This is a genomic window from Pseudohalocynthiibacter aestuariivivens (assembly GCF_018457175.1).
Lineage (GTDB): Bacteria > Pseudomonadota > Alphaproteobacteria > Rhodobacterales > Rhodobacteraceae > Pseudohalocynthiibacter > Pseudohalocynthiibacter aestuariivivens.
Genome location: NZ_JAGFNU010000001.1, coordinates 427,225 through 444,642, shown reverse-complemented (window position 1 = coordinate 444,642; position 17,418 = coordinate 427,225). Strand labels below are relative to the sequence as shown.

16 protein-coding genes are annotated in these 17,418 nt (G+C 51.5%); 3 read left to right on the top strand and 13 right to left on the bottom strand.

Features of this window, described 5'->3' with window-relative positions; all coding sequences use genetic code 11:
• The first annotated feature begins 18 nt into the window (after positions 1-18).
• The gene (locus tag J4E70_RS02245) at positions 19-2,193 is read left to right on the top strand and encodes an RNA degradosome polyphosphate kinase (RefSeq protein WP_213887425.1); all 2,175 of its coding nucleotides are present in this window, start codon (positions 19-21) and stop codon (positions 2,191-2,193) included.
• Positions 2,194-2,244: 51 nt separating this feature from the next.
• Positions 2,245-3,789 (top strand): Ppx/GppA family phosphatase, encoded by a 1,545-nt coding sequence (locus J4E70_RS02240; protein WP_213887424.1) that lies wholly within the window; start codon positions 2,245-2,247, stop codon positions 3,787-3,789.
• 43 nt (positions 3,790-3,832) lie between these two features.
• Here J4E70_RS02240 and J4E70_RS02235 read toward each other — a convergent pair whose 3' ends face one another.
• The 6 genes from J4E70_RS02235 to scpA form a co-directional block, all read right to left on the bottom strand.
• Positions 3,833-4,162 (bottom strand): hypothetical protein, encoded by a 330-nt coding sequence (locus tag J4E70_RS02235; RefSeq protein ID WP_213887423.1) that lies wholly within the window; start codon positions 4,160-4,162, stop codon positions 3,833-3,835.
• Positions 4,163-4,199: 37 nt separating this feature from the next.
• The gene (locus tag J4E70_RS02230; protein WP_213887422.1) at positions 4,200-5,249 is read right to left on the bottom strand and encodes an endonuclease/exonuclease/phosphatase family protein; all 1,050 of its coding nucleotides are present in this window, start codon (positions 5,247-5,249) and stop codon (positions 4,200-4,202) included.
• Positions 5,249-5,929, bottom strand: a complete 681-nt coding sequence (locus J4E70_RS02225; RefSeq protein ID WP_213887421.1) for a molecular chaperone DjiA — start codon at positions 5,927-5,929, stop codon at positions 5,249-5,251. The genes J4E70_RS02230 and J4E70_RS02225 overlap by 1 nt, the downstream gene beginning before the upstream one ends.
• Positions 5,930-5,971: 42 nt before the next feature.
• Positions 5,972-6,457, bottom strand: a complete 486-nt coding sequence (locus tag J4E70_RS02220) for a GNAT family N-acetyltransferase (protein ID WP_213887766.1) — start codon at positions 6,455-6,457, stop codon at positions 5,972-5,974.
• A complete protein-coding gene (locus tag J4E70_RS02215; RefSeq protein WP_213887420.1) occupies positions 6,457-7,074 on the bottom strand; it encodes a VOC family protein in 618 nt (205 codons plus the stop codon). The genes J4E70_RS02220 and J4E70_RS02215 overlap by 1 nt, the downstream gene beginning before the upstream one ends.
• A 129-nt stretch (positions 7,075-7,203) precedes the next feature.
• A complete protein-coding gene (gene scpA / locus J4E70_RS02210; protein WP_213887419.1) occupies positions 7,204-9,339 on the bottom strand; it encodes a methylmalonyl-CoA mutase in 2,136 nt (711 codons plus the stop codon).
• A 292-nt stretch (positions 9,340-9,631) separates the two neighbouring features.
• Here scpA and J4E70_RS02205 point away from each other — a divergent pair, with 292 nt between their 5' ends.
• A complete protein-coding gene (locus J4E70_RS02205; RefSeq protein WP_213887418.1) occupies positions 9,632-10,093 on the top strand; it encodes a DUF4174 domain-containing protein in 462 nt (153 codons plus the stop codon).
• A 31-nt stretch (positions 10,094-10,124) separates the two neighbouring features.
• Here the strand turns inward: J4E70_RS02205 and J4E70_RS02200 are convergent, their stop codons facing one another.
• The 7 genes from J4E70_RS02200 to J4E70_RS02175 form a co-directional block, all read right to left on the bottom strand.
• The gene (locus J4E70_RS02200) at positions 10,125-11,687 is read right to left on the bottom strand and encodes a hypothetical protein (protein WP_213887417.1); all 1,563 of its coding nucleotides are present in this window, start codon (positions 11,685-11,687) and stop codon (positions 10,125-10,127) included.
• Positions 11,688-11,692: 5 nt separating this feature from the next.
• A complete protein-coding gene (locus J4E70_RS02195) occupies positions 11,693-13,693 on the bottom strand; it encodes an acetyl-CoA carboxylase biotin carboxylase subunit (RefSeq protein WP_213887416.1) in 2,001 nt (666 codons plus the stop codon).
• Between the two features lie 141 nt (positions 13,694-13,834).
• Complete coding sequence (locus J4E70_RS02190; protein WP_213887415.1) at positions 13,835-14,035, bottom strand: hypothetical protein; 201 nt, start codon at positions 14,033-14,035, stop codon at positions 13,835-13,837.
• A 319-nt stretch (positions 14,036-14,354) separates the two neighbouring features.
• On the bottom strand, positions 14,355-14,714 hold the full coding sequence (locus tag J4E70_RS02185; RefSeq protein WP_213887414.1) for a hypothetical protein: 360 nt from the start codon (positions 14,712-14,714) through the stop codon (positions 14,355-14,357).
• A gap of 219 nt (positions 14,715-14,933) precedes the next feature.
• On the bottom strand, positions 14,934-15,065 hold the full coding sequence (locus J4E70_RS19495) for a hypothetical protein (protein ID WP_281414275.1): 132 nt from the start codon (positions 15,063-15,065) through the stop codon (positions 14,934-14,936).
• Positions 15,066-15,261: 196 nt separating this feature from the next.
• A complete protein-coding gene (locus J4E70_RS02180; protein WP_247076978.1) occupies positions 15,262-15,702 on the bottom strand; it encodes a DUF6497 family protein in 441 nt (146 codons plus the stop codon).
• A gap of 11 nt (positions 15,703-15,713) precedes the next feature.
• A complete protein-coding gene (locus J4E70_RS02175) occupies positions 15,714-17,246 on the bottom strand; it encodes an acyl-CoA carboxylase subunit beta (RefSeq protein ID WP_213887413.1) in 1,533 nt (510 codons plus the stop codon).
• Between the last annotated feature and the right edge of the window lie 172 nt (positions 17,247-17,418).

The window sequence follows — 17,418 nt, the reverse complement described above, 5'->3', positions numbered from 1 at the left end:
TTGTAGATAAACTGTCTTATGATTGAAACCGATTTCCTGAAGGCGCCTTTTCCTGCGCCCATAGAACTACCAGAGGCCGACATTGAGGGCCCCAAGCGGTTTTTCAACCGCGAGCTCAGTTGGCTTTCGTTTAACTGGCGCGTGCTTGAAGAAGCATGTAACCCGCGTGTACCCTTGCTGGAGCGGCTTCGTTTTCTATCGATATCCGCGACGAACCTTGACGAATTTTATACTGTTCGAGTTGCTGGCCTGCGCGAACTGGCGCTCGCAGGGAACACAACACCCGCTGCTGATGGGCTGACCCCGACCGAACAGCTTGATCTTATCAATACCGAAGCGCGTTCACTGATGACAAGTCAGCAAAACACGTGGGACGATTTGCAACGTGAGATGGAGAGCAATGACATCCTGCTTTTGGATCGATCTTCGATCGCGGAAGAGGATAAGCCCTATCTCGAAGAGCATTTTCTCAATCAGGTCTTTCCGGTTCTTTCTCCGCTCGCCATTGATCCGGCACATCCGTTTCCATTTATTCCAAGCACTGGCTTCGTGCTCGCCCTTCAATTGGAACGTAAAGCCGATAAACGCCCACTTCAGGCCTTGTTACCTGTTCCGCACCAAGTTCAGCGTTTTGTTTCTTTGCCATCGCTTAACGGAAAAGAACGTTTTTTACCTTTGGAAGAGTTGCTCCTTATGCATCTGGAACAGTTGTTCCCGGGCTACAAGACCAAGGGTTTCTGCGCATTTCGTGTTTTGCGCGACAGCGATCTTGAAGTCGAAGATGAAGCAGAAGACCTGGTGCGAGAGTTTGAAGTCGCATTGAAACGCCGCCGTCGAGGACAGGTTATAAGGCTGAAGCTTTCGGCAGGAGCACCCAAAGCGCTCCGTTCACTGATCATGGAACAGTTGCCAGCAACAGAACAGGAAGTTGTTGAAATTACAGGTATGATCGGGTTGGCCGATCTTAGCGAACTGGTTCTGGATCATCGAACTGATCTGCTGTGGCCCAGTTTTACGTCACGGGTACCAGAACGCGTGCAAGACCATGACGGCGATATGTTCGCAGCAATTCGTCAGAAAGACATGCTGCTGCACCATCCTTACGAAACATTTGATATGGTGATCCGTTTCCTACAGCAAGCTGCGCGTGATCCAAACGTATTGGCGATCAAGCAGACACTGTATCGCACCTCGCATAAGTCACCAATTGTGGAAGCTCTTTGTGAGGCGGCCGAAAACGGTAAGTCGGTTACCGCTCTTGTCGAGCTTAAGGCTCGCTTTGACGAGGCCGCGAATATTCGTCAGTCCAGACATCTGGAACGGGCGGGCGCGCATGTTGTTTATGGTTTTCTGAACTACAAAACACATGCAAAGATAAGCACTGTTGTCCGGCGCGAGGACGACCAACTTGTGACCTACACCCACTACGGCACCGGCAACTACCATCCGATTACGGCGCGTATCTATACTGACTTATCGCTTTTCACCTGTGATCCCGCCCTCGGGCGCGATGCGACCAAAGTCTTCAACTATCTTTCGGGGTATGCACAACCTGAAACGCTAGAAAACCTTTCAATTTCTCCGCTGACGTTAAAATCCACATTGCTGGACATGATAAAGGCCGAGGCGGATTTTGCCCTAGATGGTAAGCCTGCCGAGATCTGGGCAAAGATGAATTCTGTGGTCGACTCTGACGTCATTGACGCGCTCTACGACGCGAGCAAGGCAGGCGTGAAGATCAGCCTTGTCATCCGCGGGATTTGCGCACTTCGTCCCGGCATCAAAGGTTTGTCGGAAAACATCCGCGTTAAATCTATTGTTGGGCGATTCCTCGAGCATTCTCGTATCGTCTGTTTTGGCAATGGTCAGGGGCTTCCATGCAAGAAAGCCCGGGTTTACATTTCATCCGCCGATTGGATGGGCCGCAACCTGCATCGCCGGGTTGAAACCCTCGTTGAAATCACAAATCCTACGGTCAAAGCCCAAATCGTAAGCCAAATTATGGCTGCAAATCTGGCAGATCAGGCACAAAGCTGGGTTATGGCGTCCGATGGCACCTTTAATCGCCCTGAATTCACAGATGATGACCGGCCGTTCAACTGCCACCGCTTTTTCATGGAAAACCCATCGCTGTCAGGACGCGGGTCTGCCGGGGCGTCAGATGTACCACATCTGACTCATTCTGATGATTGATCCGGCGCTAGGATGCGCGACACAATACCGTAGAAATATCGGTTGGATTTGATGGACGGAACTGCTGAATCAGGAAATGAAGACTGGGGTTTTTTTGGCCGCCCATTGTTTGATGATCCTTCCGCGCGTGCACTTTCTCGAGTCGGGGTTGTAGACATCGGATCAAACTCTGTCCGGCTTGTCATTTTTGACGGTGCCGCCCGATCTCCTGCTTACTTTTTCAATGAAAAGATCATGTGCGCACTGGGCGCTGGCTTGTCTGAAACCGGCAGGCTGAGCCCCGATGGACGAAAACGCGCGCTTGCGGCTATCAAACGCTTTCAGTTTTTGGCCAAGGGAATGTCGCTTGCACCTCTGACAGCGGTGGCGACCGCCGCCGTACGTGAAGCCAGCGATGGGCGCGATTTTTGCGATGAAGTCGAACGCGAAACCGGCTTGCGGATATATGTTATCAATGGCCAGGAAGAAGCGCGTTTATCGGCGCAGGGTGTTTTGCTTGGCTGGCCAACAGCCCAAGGCATTGTCTGCGATATAGGTGGCTCATCAATGGAACTGGCAGAGGTTGCACAGGGTCGTGTTGGCCAACGCTTAACGTCGCCGCTTGGTCCGCTCAAGCTCAAAGACATCAAAGGCGGGAAAAAAGGGCTTATCAGTCATATTCGCACAACAATAGAAAACCTGCATTCACAACTGCCAGGAAATCATGGCAGGCTGTTTCTTGTGGGTGGCTCGTGGCGCGCGATCGCTCGGCTGGATATGGCGCGCCGAGGTTATCCTCTTACGGTGTTACACGAATATCGGATGACGCCGAAATCCGTTATGGCAACTGTGAATTGGATCGCGGAAAATGATCTTGATGAATTGCGGTCTCGTACTGGAACTTCCGAAGCCCGAATGTCGCTTGTCCCAGAAGCCTCGTTAGTGCTGAAACAACTGATCCGCACCTACAAACCCCGTGATATTGCCGTGTCTTCATACGGAATTCGCGAAGGTATGCTTTATGAACAAATGCCAGAAAGGCTGCGCCGGCGCGATCCATTGATAGAAGCGTGCCGATTTGCAGAGGTAAAAGATGCGCGAATGCCCGGATTTGGCAAAGCGCTTTACAGTTTCATTCTTCCTCTTTTCAAATCTGCAAAGCCAGACAGAATTCGTCTGATAAAAGCCGCCTGCCTTTTGCATGACGTGACTTGGCGGGCGCATCCGGATTATCGGGCGGAAGTGTGTTTTGATAACGCTACGCGCGCCAATCTTGGCGGTTTGCGTCATCGCGAGCGTGTTTTCCTTGGGCTTTCTCTATTGCACCGATACAAAAATAGTCGCGCAGATTCTCGGTTTGAACCCCTGTTTGGCCTTTTGGATGAAAAGGAAATCAAAGATGCCGAAGTCTTGGGGAAAGCCATGCGTTTCGGCGCTATGTTTTCTGTGGAAGCACCAACGAAAATGGGTGAGCTGCGGTATTTCCCAAAGAAACGGTTGTTAGAATTGATATTGAAACCAAAAGCCCAACCGCTATTTGGAGAGGTCGCCGAAGCACGGTTTTACTCTCTTGCATCGGCGTTGGAATCTGAAACGAAAGTTCGTGTTAGCCGATAAGGGGAAGCCCTCGGTAGAAGCGGCTCAAAAGCCTAAATTTTCTTTAAATTTCAACATCATCGCCTTTCGGTTCTGCAATTTCCTCAGGTGTTTTCCTTCGGATGATAATATCACCGTTGGGTAAAATCTCTGGCAAATGATAAAGCCCAAAGTCACCGATCATCCCCTGCAATTCACGCATCACTGGGGCCATTTCCTGAGCGAACCCGTGCAAATCTTTTATCGCCGGTTCCATTTCCTGCAAAAGACTGCGTAGTAAAATCTTCGCACCCTCCTCCATGAGGCTGAACCCTTCCTCGACATCGTTGTCCTGGGAATAGACTGGAGTTACAGAAATTGACGCGACAAGCGCTAAGGCTGCAATATGTTTCATGTCCTTAACATAGGCCAAGTTTCGCTGAATTTAAAGTTCAGAGCTCAATATCGATGGTGACCGGAAAATGATCTGACGCAGTTAACAATGCTTCACGCAGTTCGGGTGTCTGATAACAAACCTGATCGTCAAACGGGTGCCAGATTCGCCAAACCGGCGATTTTGCCCGCAAACCAGGGGACACCATAATATAGTCCAGCAACGCAGACAGATACCGCCCCTCGTTTTGTAGATAGAACCGTGACGTGGATGGCATTGCACCAACTCTCTGGCCCAAAACCATACGCGCATGGGGATCAAAGAGACAATCCTCACCCTCTTCACCCAACACGATTTCCACGCCTGAGCGACCAAACAGTTTCTCGTATTCGTCCAGACCAGGACCGTCGTTAAAGTCACCAAGGACCATCAGGTTCTCACCAGCCTTTAAGTGTTCAACCACCCGTTCACGCAGCCATATACATTGCGCGGCCTGCTTACGGCGGTTGGCGATCGAAATGCGCATCACCTCGTCAGGGTTTCTTGCGCCATGTGGGGCTTTGGATTTGACATGCACCCCAATCATTCTGAGCGCCGCGCCCTCAGACGTTGTGACAGCTAACTCCAGCGGGGGCTTGGAAAAAGATACCTTCTCAGGCGCGGCATCAATATCCAAATCAAGTTTGAACTCACCGTCAAATCGCGGAGACCCGGTCACGTCTCCCGATGCAGAAGGCCCTCCTGCCGGGCTACCCGTGAGCGCACCTAGTGGGTCATGCGTCGCGTTCAGTTTTTTTGGATCATAGAGCAGCGCAATTTCCTGCTGCGTGTCATTGGTAAATCCGATCACCGCCTTATTGGTACGCAACCCAAAACGTTCCGCGAATGTCTCCAGCGCGACTTCACCGTCTCGCCTTTTACTGCTGTCCGGCGCCTCGATCACCATCACGGCATCTACATCCATCGCTATAAAAACAATTGCCAATGCTTCAAGCTGATCGCGTCGTGTGACGTTGTGGCGGCCGGACCATTTCTGGTCTTCCATCAGACGACCACGTCTGTCGAACAATGAATTGAACCATTCGACGTTGTAGGTCGCAATACGCATTAGGGGTGCACCTCTTGTATTTCTTCCCAGGCGCGATTTATGGCGACCATACGGCCTTCTGCCAATTTCACGGCCTCCTTCGGCACGCCTCGTGCGATAACATGGTCGGGATGCGTGTCCCGCACCAACTGTCGCCAGACACGGCGTATTTCCTCCAGAGCCATTTCAGGCGTGACCCCCAAAACCTCATAGGGATTCGGGTCAGAATCTCGCACGAACCGCGTGCGCAGACTGCGAAACTGCAATTCGTTCATCCCCAGAATATCCGACACACGCTGCAGAAAATCGTCTTCCTTGGGATGATACTCACCATCCGCCATCGCGATATGAAACAAGCCTTCCAGAAGAAAACACAATGTTTGATCGTCGGTGCCAAACATCTTGCCAATTCGGGCAGCATATTCCTCAAATCCTGCAACGTCCTGACGTGCCATGTTAAAAACGCGTGCTGCGTTTGCTTCGTCTTCTGGCGCAATATTGAACACTTCACGAAACGCAGTGACCTCATCGCGGGTCACGCGACCGTCCGCCTTCGCCATTTTTGCGCCAAGCGCGATCACTGCAATCGTAAAACCAACGGATTTCTCAGGCGGTGTTCGAAGCCGGTCAAAGACTTCGCTCAGGCTTTCACCTGTAGCAAGAGCAGAAAGAGCATCTCCAATACGAGACCAAATAGACATACACGCACCTTAGAGCGGGAGTTGAAACCTGTCAGTGAAAGATTAGATCCGTTTTTGTAACAAGACTAAATCAAGCCATTGGTTAAATTTCCGCCCAACTTCATTTAGTCGGGCAACTTCTGTGTACCCAACCGCCTCGTGAAAGGCGAGACCCGCCAGATTTTCAGCGCAAACACCCGCAAACATCGAATGTGCGCCTGCGCCTTGTGCATGGTTCTCTAGAGCATTCATCAGCTTTCGACCAACCCCTCGCCCCTTGGTCTCTGGTGCAAGGTAGATCGTATTTTCCATTGTATGTGCGTATCCAATACCGCCGCGAAACTGACCATAGTATGCAAAACCAAGCTGACTTTCGTTTTCTTCCGCAACAAAAAAACCATGACCAGCAGCATCCTTCTGTTCAATCATCCTCTCAATTTCATGAAATGATTTTTCAACGCAGTTGAATGTCGCCAGACTATCGCGGATCGCTGGGTTCCAGATATCCGCGACGGCAGCAGCATCAGCTTTTTTTGCAGGCCGAATGATCATTTCAATACCCGTACACCGTCTGGAGTTTCAAACTCTGCCCGAAAGGAGATTTTAGAAGCTTCTTCTATTGAAACGCGGTCATCTTCAAACAACCCGCCCATAACAGCACGTAGTTCAATAGCTTTCGGGTGAAAAATCTCAAACTTGCACAAGCGACATCCAGATTGCGGCAATCGAGCGGCTGGATGAGCATCACCCTCCCACTCAATTAATGCAGGGAATGCCCCGCCAAAAGGTAGCTTGCCATTCTCAGGAACCGCCATTTTCCAGCGTAAATCACCGCGGTTCAACGCCATAGGTATGCCGACACCTTCGGGTGAATGTGTTACGGCAGTGTTAATGTTATCTGTACGAACAACCCAATTTGTTAGCCGCGGTGTCCCGCGGAAATTGTCAAGATCGAACCATCTTGGATGTGGCGATTCTGGTGCAGCAGGGTTTATGGTGATGACTTCCAGATAAAGCCCGTCAGCCAGACCTAACAACCGGTTGTGCGTCCCCATCAACGGATGCTCACCACCCGCCGACATCTTGACGCCCAGCGCACTTTCTACATATGCGACACCGGTCGCCAGATCCTCAGCCGCGACAGCCAGATGGTCTAAAATAAGCATAGTCACCCTCGTTCTTTTGGGTGAGACTAGCCAGATTGCGAAGCGCTGCAAGCGTAACTGGCTATGCTGCTCGCAAAAGCAAAAGCCCACGTGAATTCGCGTGGGCTTTTGCTTCTGGCTTTCGCATGTTTACGCAACTTCTGCTTTTGCCTCGCGGATCAAACGCAAAATATCTTCTGCTGCGTCAGGAATATTTGTGCCAGGTCCGAAAATCGCTTTGACACCGGCCTTGTAGAGAAAATCATAATCCTGCTGCGGAATGACGCCGCCACAGATAACGATTATTTCTTCAGCACCTGCCGCCTTCAGCGCTCCTACCAGTTTTGGGGCGAGCGTCTTGTGGCCTGCAGCCTGAGAACTGATGCCAACAATATGCACGTCATTGTCAACGGCATCCTGCGCGGCTTCTTCCGGAGTTTGAAACAGCGGGCCGACATCGACGTCAAAGCCGATATCAGCAAAGGCTGTGGCTATCACCTTGGCGCCACGGTCATGACCGTCCTGCCCCATCTTGACCACCAACATTCGTGGACGGCGGCCTTCTTCTTCGGCAAAATCCTCGACGGATTTCTGGATTGCGGCAAAGCCTTCATCCCCTGCGTAAGCGGCACCATAGACGCCTGAAAGCATCTTAACTTCGGCCCGGTGACGACCGAAAATTTTTTCCATAGCCATACTGATTTCTCCTACAGAGGCGCGGGCGCGCGCCGCGTCAATGGCCCCATCAAGCAAATTGCCACCTTCGGCGGCACGGCGGGTAAGTTCTGCTAATGCGGCATCACAAGCGGCTTGATCACGTGTTAAGCGCATTTGTTCCAAGCGGGCAATCTGGCTTTCCCGAACTGCGTTGTTGTCGATATCCAGAATATCTATCGGGTCTTCCTCTGCCAGACGGTACTTGTTTACACCAACGATCACTTCTTCACCCCGGTCGATCATCGCCTGACGACGGGCTGCGCTTTCTTCGATCCGCAACTTCGGCATGCCCGTATTGACAGCTTTTGTCATGCCGCCCATTTCTTCAACCTCGTCCATCAAGGCCCAGGCTTTATCGACCAATTCGGCTGTCAGGCTTTCAACATAGTAGCTGCCAGCCAATGGGTCGACGACATTGGTGATGCCGGTTTCTTCTTGCAAAATAAGCTGCGTGTTGCGGGCAATCCTTGCGGAAAAATCTGTGGGCAGGGCAATCGCCTCGTCCAGTGCATTCGTGTGCAGACTTTGTGTACCGCCCAGCGCCGCTGCCATGGCCTCGTAAGCCGTACGCACAACGTTGTTGTATGGGTCTTGTGCCTGCAAACTGACACCCGATGTCTGACAATGGGTCCGCAACATCATCGAGCGTTCATTTTTCGGATTGAACTCGCTCATCACACGATGCCAGAGCAATCGCGCAGCGCGTAGCTTTGACGCCTCCATGAAAAAATTCATTCCAATCGCGAAGAAAAAACTGAGCCGACCTGCAAAGGCGTCAACGTCCATGCCCCGCTCTATCGCCGCACGTACATATTCCCGACCGTCCGCCAGCGTATAAGCCAGTTCCTGCACAAGGTTCGCGCCCGCCTCCTGCATGTGATAACCCGAGATCGAGATCGAGTTGAATTTCGGCATCTCTGCAGCGGTGTATTCGATAATATCCGCAATGATCCGCATCGACGGTTCCGGCGGATAAACGTAAGTATTACGCACCATGAATTCTTTCAGGATATCGTTCTGAATTGTGCCAGACAAAAGTGCGCGGTCTACACCCTGCTCTTCACCTGTCACAATGAAACTCGCAAGGATCGGGATCACGGACCCGTTCATCGTCATCGAAACCGAAACTTTGTCGAGCGGTATGCCGTCAAAAAGGATTTTCATATCCTCAACGCTATCAATCGCGACACCTGCTTTACCGACATCTCCGACAACGCGCGGATGATCACTGTCATAGCCACGGTGTGTCGCCAGATCAAAAGCGACCGAAACACCCTGTTGACCTGCCGCGAGGCCACGGCGGTAAAATGCATTGGACTCTTCGGCTGTTGAAAACCCGGCATACTGACGAATGGTCCAGGGGCGACCTGCATACATCGTTGCTTTTACACCGCGGGTAAATGGAACAGCACCCGGAATAGTTCCCAAGTGGTCTACGTTTGCGAGGTCTTCTTCGGTGTAGACCGGCTTAACGTCGATCCCTTCCAATGTATGCCATGTCAGGTCATCAACAGATCTTGCGCGCAACTCTTTCGCGGCAAGCTCAGCCCATTCATTTTTTTTGGTCATCACAATTTCCTCTTTTCAATGCAGCTGCGGGGTGCTTTCTCGCATCACAGATAAATTCTCTCCTGACCTTCCTGCTTTCGCTTTTGAATCAGGTGTTTTTGCAAACTGTCGGCGCACCTCGGTGACGCAATTCAGTGTATAGAATAGCCTTGCAACCTCCACCGTCAGGTTGTGGCGGGTATCGGTGAAACACTTGCCCAAACGTGCATCATGATTTTTTTCCTGAAAAAGAGCGACTTGCCCCTTCGAAACGACTGAAATTGCGCTTATATCTCGTAAGACAGGAGTCCAGATGAAATTCATCCTTGCTAGTTTAATTGCGTTACTCGTTGCGACAGGTGCATTTGCAGACACCCCACCGCCACCTGAAACCGAATTCAGCCCGACACAAGCGTCAGAAGTTACTTTGGCGCAGTATCTCTGGGTTGCGCGCCCTGTGGTCGTATTTGCAGATTCGTCCGCTGATCCGCGATTCATTCGCCAGTTGGCGCTTCTTAAGGCCGAACTGGCAGAACTGGTTGACCGCGATATTGTTGTCATTGTCGATACTGACCCGGCAGCGATGTCCGAATGGCGTACTGCGCTTCGGCCGCGTGGTTTCATGTTGGTACTGATCGACAAGGATGGCGGTGTTAAGCTGCGCAAACCCTTTCCCTGGCATGTACGAGAGCTCACCCGGGTGATCGACAAGACCCCGGAACGCCAGCAAGAAATACGCGACAGGCGCGCCGCCGGTTCATCAGAGAACCAGTAGGGGGCATTGCTTATGTATATCGCGCCCTGTTTCATCCGACATCAGGCTCAAATTCGAAATGGACCGGCTCTGGCAAGGTTTCAGAGAACGATTTAAGGAGCGGAACAAGCCGTTCGGCGGCATCCTGGGTGGTTGCATAGAAGGTGATATCGTAGCCACCAACCGTCGCAAAACCCACGAAGGCATGCAGAATGCCCAATTTGACCCAGTCTTCGCCAACCGCATCCTCCAGCCAACTTTCGTAGACCATAGCAAGCTCAACACCGTGGCGATCTGTCAGGGCACCTGCCCATCCCGGAGCAATATTTTCGGACAAACGAAGCTCCCGTGCTTCGTCAGAGGCTAGTCCCCAGAGATCGAGGACATAGTTAGGATTGCGCCATGCAACCCAGCCCAGATCGTTTACTGCGACCGGGGCCTGCCAATAGTCTTTAGCGAATCGCGACATCTGCTGTTGCTGTGCATGAATCGCACGCGGATTAGGCGCGAGATCAGTCAACAGCTTTGGAACATAAAACATTGCTGATATCATCAAAGCCAAGGCAACAGGTACAGCACACAGAACCGATGACGCCCTCGGAATCAGCGCAAGCAAACCGGCCATAAGCGCAATCAGCACATAAGGTTCATATCTGTGCAGCCAACCGACTTGGCCAAAGCAGAGATGCGCCAAACCCGCAAGCGCAATTGCAAGCGCAAATGCCCTGTGCAGTGGATTTTTCAGCAAGCCGGGGATCAAAACAAACCCGAAGGCAACGACAACCTCAAACGCCAACAATCGACCGGGGGCAGTGGCCATGTTCTTGGCAATTGTGTGAAAGAACCGTGTTGTCCAATCCAAATGGCCGAGACTGTTACCCCCCAACTTTGTCAGAACTGAATTGGGTAACGGGCTTAGCCCAAGGGTCATCAGAAATATTGAAAAACAGATGAGCGGCACCACAGCAAGAAAAAGCGCGGTCAAAGCTGTACGGTAGTGTCCAGCGGCAAAGATCAGACCGGTTGCCACCAAGCTCAGAGCCAGACCTTCCAGCCGAAACAAAGGTGCAAAAAACAGTCCTGCGATCAGAAACCAGGCAACGTGCCCTTCGTCAATCATGCGCAACAGGCCGTAAATTATCGCAAGACTCGCTGCGGCATGAAACGCGTGCTCCATCCCTACAAAAGCCAACCCCGCCATATTGAGCGCAAGTGGGCCGAGACACGCAAACACAATTCCGTAAAACCGCTTTCGACCCTGATCATACCCTGCCTGAACCAAAATCAGCCCCCAAAGCCATGCCATCAGTATTAGACCAGCTGCATTCACGATGAGCGGGACAAATCGCTGCGCCTCCTCACCAGCAAAGGGCAAGAGCAGCAAAGGATATAGAGGGGACGACGCAGCAGAGCTATATTCCCCTGCGTTCACACCATATCCCCCTGCCCCGATCTGTTCTGCCATCGCAAGGTGGATATAGACGTCATCCAACGGATACTCGAAGACACCACCGGCAATTACATAAGCCAGAGCTTGCAGCGCCGCAAAAATTGCGAGCGCCGACAAAATAGCAAGGCTTGGAATCCGGTAAGATGCCTGCGAGGTTTGTTCCATCCTGCTTATTCAAACTCCATGATCACATCATCCACAGCAAGGCTGTCACCCGCGCTTGCATTAATCTTTGTCACCACAGATTTCTTTTCGGCGCGAAGAATATTCTCCATTTTCATCGCCTCAACCGCGCAAAGTGTCTGACCTTCCTGCACCTCGTCGCCCACTTCAACTGCAATGTTGATGATCAGCCCGGGCATAGGACACAGCAACATTTTTGAAGTGTCTGGCGGCGTTTTTTCAAGCATCCGCGATGCCAGTTCGGCCTGACGCGGGGTGCGCACATGAACTTTCAGGTCAGCACCTCTGCTGCGAACACGAAACCCGCCGGAAATCTTGCCAGCCTTAAGAACCAGCGGCGAGCCATCGACGCTAAGCTCTGCAAGGCTGTCACCTGGGGTCCAGTCCGAGGTAACACGATGGGTACGCCCGTCATCAAAATGAACAGTAGACCCTTGGTGATCTGCTTCAATCGTTACTGGATAGTTTTCACCCTGAAGGCTTACCACCCATTCGCTTCCGACTTTGCGTTCGTGGTTGTCCATCCGGCCAGAGACACGCGTGCGGCGAATTTCCGCAACCCTGTGCATCGCAGCGGCAGAAGCCGCAATGCGTTTCAACGCATCAGTATCAAGCGTTACCCCGTTAAAACCATCAGGAAACTCCTCCTCGATAAAGGCTGTCGTCATTTCCCCGGAAATAAATTTTGGATGATCCATAACCGCGCTCAGAAACGGCAGGTTATGACCAATACCTTCCACCTCAAAACCATCTAATGCATTGCGCATCCCTTCAATTGCATCTGCACGGGTTGGCGCCCACGTGCAGAGTTTCGCTATCATCGGGTCGTAGAACATGCTGATCTCGCCACCTTCAAAGACACCGGTATCATTACGAACAGCATGATCTTCAGTCGCAAGCTCTGCAGGTGGACGGTAGCGTGACAAACGGCCAATTGACGGCAGGAACCCACGATATGGATCTTCTGCATAAAGTCGGCTTTCAACAGCCCAGCCGTTTAACTTTACATCGTCCTGCGTGATTGACAGCTTTTCACCCGCAGCGACGCGGATCATCTGTTCAACCAGATCAACACCGGTAATCAGTTCGGTAACAGGGTGTTCGACCTGCAAACGGGTATTCATTTCAAGGAAATAAAACTTCCGGTCTCCGTCAACGATAAACTCAACAGTACCAGCGCTGGCGTAGTCAACTGCTGCTGCAAGCGCACAGGCCTGCTCACCCATCGCTTTACGGGTCGCTTCATCTAGGAAGGGGCTTGGTGCCTCTTCAACCACTTTTTGGTTGCGGCGCTGAATCGAACATTCACGCTCACCTAGATAAATGGTGTTGCCGTGGCTATCCGCCAGTACCTGTATTTCGATATGCCGAGGCTGCGTTACAAACTTTTCTATGAAAATCCGATCATCGCCAAAGCTGTTTGCAGCTTCGTTTTTAGAACTCTGAAACCCTTCACGTGCCTCTGCATCATTCCAGGCGATACGCATGCCTTTACCACCGCCGCCAGCACTGGCCTTGAGCATTACAGGATAGCCGACCTCGTTCGAAATCTTTACCGCTTCGTCCGCATCTTCGATCAGCCCCATGTAACCGGGAACGGTGGAAACGTTTGCTTCCTGCGCCAGCTTTTTACTTGTGATTTTATCACCCATCGCCTCGATCGCGCCAACGGGTGGTCCTATAAAGGCAACGCCTGCGGCAGAAAGGGCCTCGGCAAATTTTGAGTTTTCACTCAGAAAGCCATATCCCGGATGCACCGCTTCAGCGCCCGTCTGACGAACTGCGTCCATAACCTTGTCGATCACAATGTAAGATTGGTTGGCGGGCGAAGGACCAATGTGCACAGCTTCATCAGCCATTTTCACATGTAGCGCCTGCCGGTCAGCGTCTGAATAAATCGCAACCGTTTTGATGCCCATTTTTCGGGCTGATTTGATGACCCGACAGGCGATCTCGCCGCGGTTTGCAATCAGGATCTTCTTGAACATATCCTGTCCCTTTCCCTCATATCTGTGGGGCGACCCGCCCCGAATGCAGCACAAAAAACGCCACCAGAGCGCTTTGCTCTGATGGCGTTCGATTTATTGACTCGCCGGTGGCTAGCACCGGAAGCTTTTAGTAGGTTTTTATTATTCGCAAACGCCCACGTCGTCGCAGAGTACGCCAGCTGCGCCGCCGATGACTGCACCTGTAAGAACGTTTCCGTCCGTAACATCTGCAATGACCGCGCCCGCCGCGGCGCCCGCCGCACCGCGTTCAAGGTCGTTATCCAGACATCCCGATAAGGACGTGACAAGCGCTGCCAACAGCGCCAAACTTTTGAATTGCATGATGTTCTGCCTCCGATATTTAAAGTTCTTGGTACTCTATATATAGGGGCTTTGTTCAAGGTAACAATTGACAAAGAACAAGTGGCTTTCTCGGCGAAAGTCTGCCTGCCCACAAAAGATTTCTTCGACCTGATCCGGGTAAGATCAGGTCGAAGAGAAGGGGAAGGGTAACGGTATAGACTAACATCGGCAGGTGCCAGGGTAGGGACATCTGCCTTGTTGGAATATGTGCCGAAGATTTGCATGGCTGCATAGCCCTCCGGGTTGCAGTCCATAAAATTGGCCGAAATTGGCCGAAAGTCAGGTGTCATGGGCAAATTCACGCCGAGCTACCCCCATCAAACAAATCCGGGAATGATGCAGACGCTCGTTGCACGTCGACCTTTAAAAGAGCCTCGTAGCTTTCAGGATCAAACGGATCTTCAGCCGGGATAACTTCACGGCCAAACAGCCACGACAGACGTCCACTGTCCAGATTTCCTCGCTCAAATGGTTCATCACCAAAATGATTGATCAGCGCAGCCATGAAGGCCGCATCCGCGCGGCGGTCTGCCGGTCTTCGGTCTGCATAACGTTCGCGAGCAATTAGTTTTGTCGCGCCCTTTTTGTTTGGGCGGCGCACAACGAACTGGAAGTCGGTGCCAGCAAGCCGGCCCGGGAAGCCACGATGTTTCAACATGCGTGAACTCCCGCATGCACCGCGGAGCCAAGCTGCTGCCTGATTGCAGAATAAACCGAAACTCGAAAAGCTTTGATGATTGTTTGAAACTGTCTTCGCTTTGGTTTCTGCAGTTTAAACCCTGCGTTGAAAAAACCAGTGAGTTTCAAAAAGTGTCGCTTTAAAAATTTATTGAAGCGAGAGGGTGGAGTGGGCGCATGCGCCCACTCCGGTCTTAAATTAGTATTTGTTGGATACTGGTTCAGCCATAACTGGCTCTTCAACAAAAACAACTTCTTCTTCTTGCTGAGCACACGCAGCAACCAGTGCGATAAGTCCAACAGCCAGAACGGCCTTGATGCTCTTTGACATCCATCTCTCCTAATTTTATTTGGGGTAGAATACACTACCCATACCGAGTTACAGGCCGCTTGGGCGCAACCTGTGCGTAGAATAGCGCACCCCCAGAACAAAAGACACTGATCACGAACCATGTCGGCGGGTTGTGGCCAGAAAGCCTCAAATTCAGGGTTAAAAGCGCCTCGAGACGCTATATATTGTGGTTGCATCAGAAACCCTCCCAGATACAGGTGGTATCTTCGGGCCGATATGCCTCAAAAAACTGGGTTGCAGCCGGATCAGCAGACCCAAATTCGACAATCCTGTCAGACAACGAGATTATGATCTGCGTCGGCTTGGGCCCATTTTCCGCAATACGCGGGAGGGCGTATGATTCACACAGGAATTTCATATCTTCCTCAGCTTGCGCAAATTCGATTCGTCCACCTTCGCGTGCAATCTCGGGAGCCAGAAATCTGAACCGTACTGCCATTCCGGATGGTCCTCTCTGTCCCCAAATTATCTCGTAAAAAGTGATCGGTTGCCCCGAAGGAGCCGGGATTTGGGCTGGGTTGGTCGTTTCTTCAAAATTCAGGACAAATAACGCTGCCGCCGCAGAAACCAAAACCACGCAACCCGTGATCCAGATTTTTGCCTTGGGGGTGCTCACCTCTGCTCACCCTAAAGCGGAATATTATCGTGCTTTTTCCATGGATTTTTCAGGCTCTTGTTTCGCAAGCTCGCAAAGGCCCGAGCAACGCGTTTGCGGGTCGAGTGCGGCATGATCACTTCGTCGATGAAGCCTTTTTCAGCGGCGACGAACGGGTTAGCAAACCGGTCTTCATAATCTGCCGTGCGTTCAGCGATTTTTTCTGCATCACCAAGTTCGCTGCGATACAGAATTTCCGTCGCACCCTTGGCCCCCATCACTGCAATTTCTGCGGTTGGCCATGCATAATTAAAATCACCTCGCAAATGCTTTGACGCCATAACATCATAGGCACCGCCATAGGCTTTGCGTGTAATGACTGTAACTTTTGGGACGGTCGCCTCGCCATAAGCAAAAAGCAATTTCGCACCATGTTTGATAACACCGCCATATTCTTGAGATGTGCCTGGCAAGAAACCAGGGACATCAACCAACGTCAGGATCGGAATTTCAAATGCGTCGCAAAACCGTACAAACCGGGCTGCCTTACGCGAACTGTCAATATCCAGACACCCCGCCAGAACCATTGGCTGATTTGCCACAATTCCAACAGAAGATCCCTCTAGCCGCACGAATCCCGTCACAATATTCTTCGCAAAATCTTCTTGGATTTCGTAGAAATCGCCTTCATCGGCGAGCTTTGTTATCAGCTCTTTCATGTCGTAGGGAGAATTCGGATTATCGGGGATCAGCGTATCAAGGCTCTCGTCAATACGACCCGGATCATCAAAGAAAGGTCGAATCGGTGGCTTTGCTCGGTTGTTAAGCGGTAGGAAATCCACCAATCGCCGCACCTCTGCCAGAGCCTCGACATCATTTTCAAAGGCGCCGTCCGCAACAGACGATTTTTTGGTATGTGTCCCGGCTCCGCCAAGTTCTTCGGCCGTAACAACCTCGTTTGTCACTGTCTTCACAACGTCGGGGCCTGTCACAAACATATAAGAGCTGTCTTTGACCATAAAAATGAAATCAGTCATCGCAGGGCTATAAACCGCGCCACCCGCGCAAGGCCCCATGATCAGGCTGATTTGCGGCACCACACCAGATGCCATGATATTGCGCTGAAAAACCTCGGCATATCCGGCAAGTGAAGCAACACCTTCCTGAATACGTGCACCACCACTGTCATTGATTCCGATAACGGGTGCGCCGTTTTGCATCGCCATATCCATGATCTTGCAGATCTTCAAAGCATGGGTTTCCGACAGAGAACCACCAAACACCGTGAAATCCTGACTGAACACATAAACCATACGACCGTTGATCGTGCCCCAGCCTGTAACAACACCGTCTCCGGCAGGCCGGTCTTTTTCCATTCCAAAATCCGTGCAGCGGTGCGCAACAAACATGTCAAATTCTTCGAACGAATCTTCGTCAAGCAGCAAATCGATCCGCTCTCGGGCGGTCAGCTTACCTTTGCTGTGCTGCGATGCGATGCGTCTTTCACCGCCACCCATACGGGCAACGTTACGACGTGTTTCAAGTTCTTGCAGGATATCCTTCATGGGCGGCTGGCTCCTTTGAGTTTTTGGGAACCTACCGTTAAAACGTGAAAGGGAAAAGGAAAGTTTGGAATATTTGCAAACCATTAGAAGAATGATGATCGCAAATTGAATAATTGCAAACCACTCTGACAGGGCGCGCTACCAGCAACGAGACTCTATGGACATTTCCAAA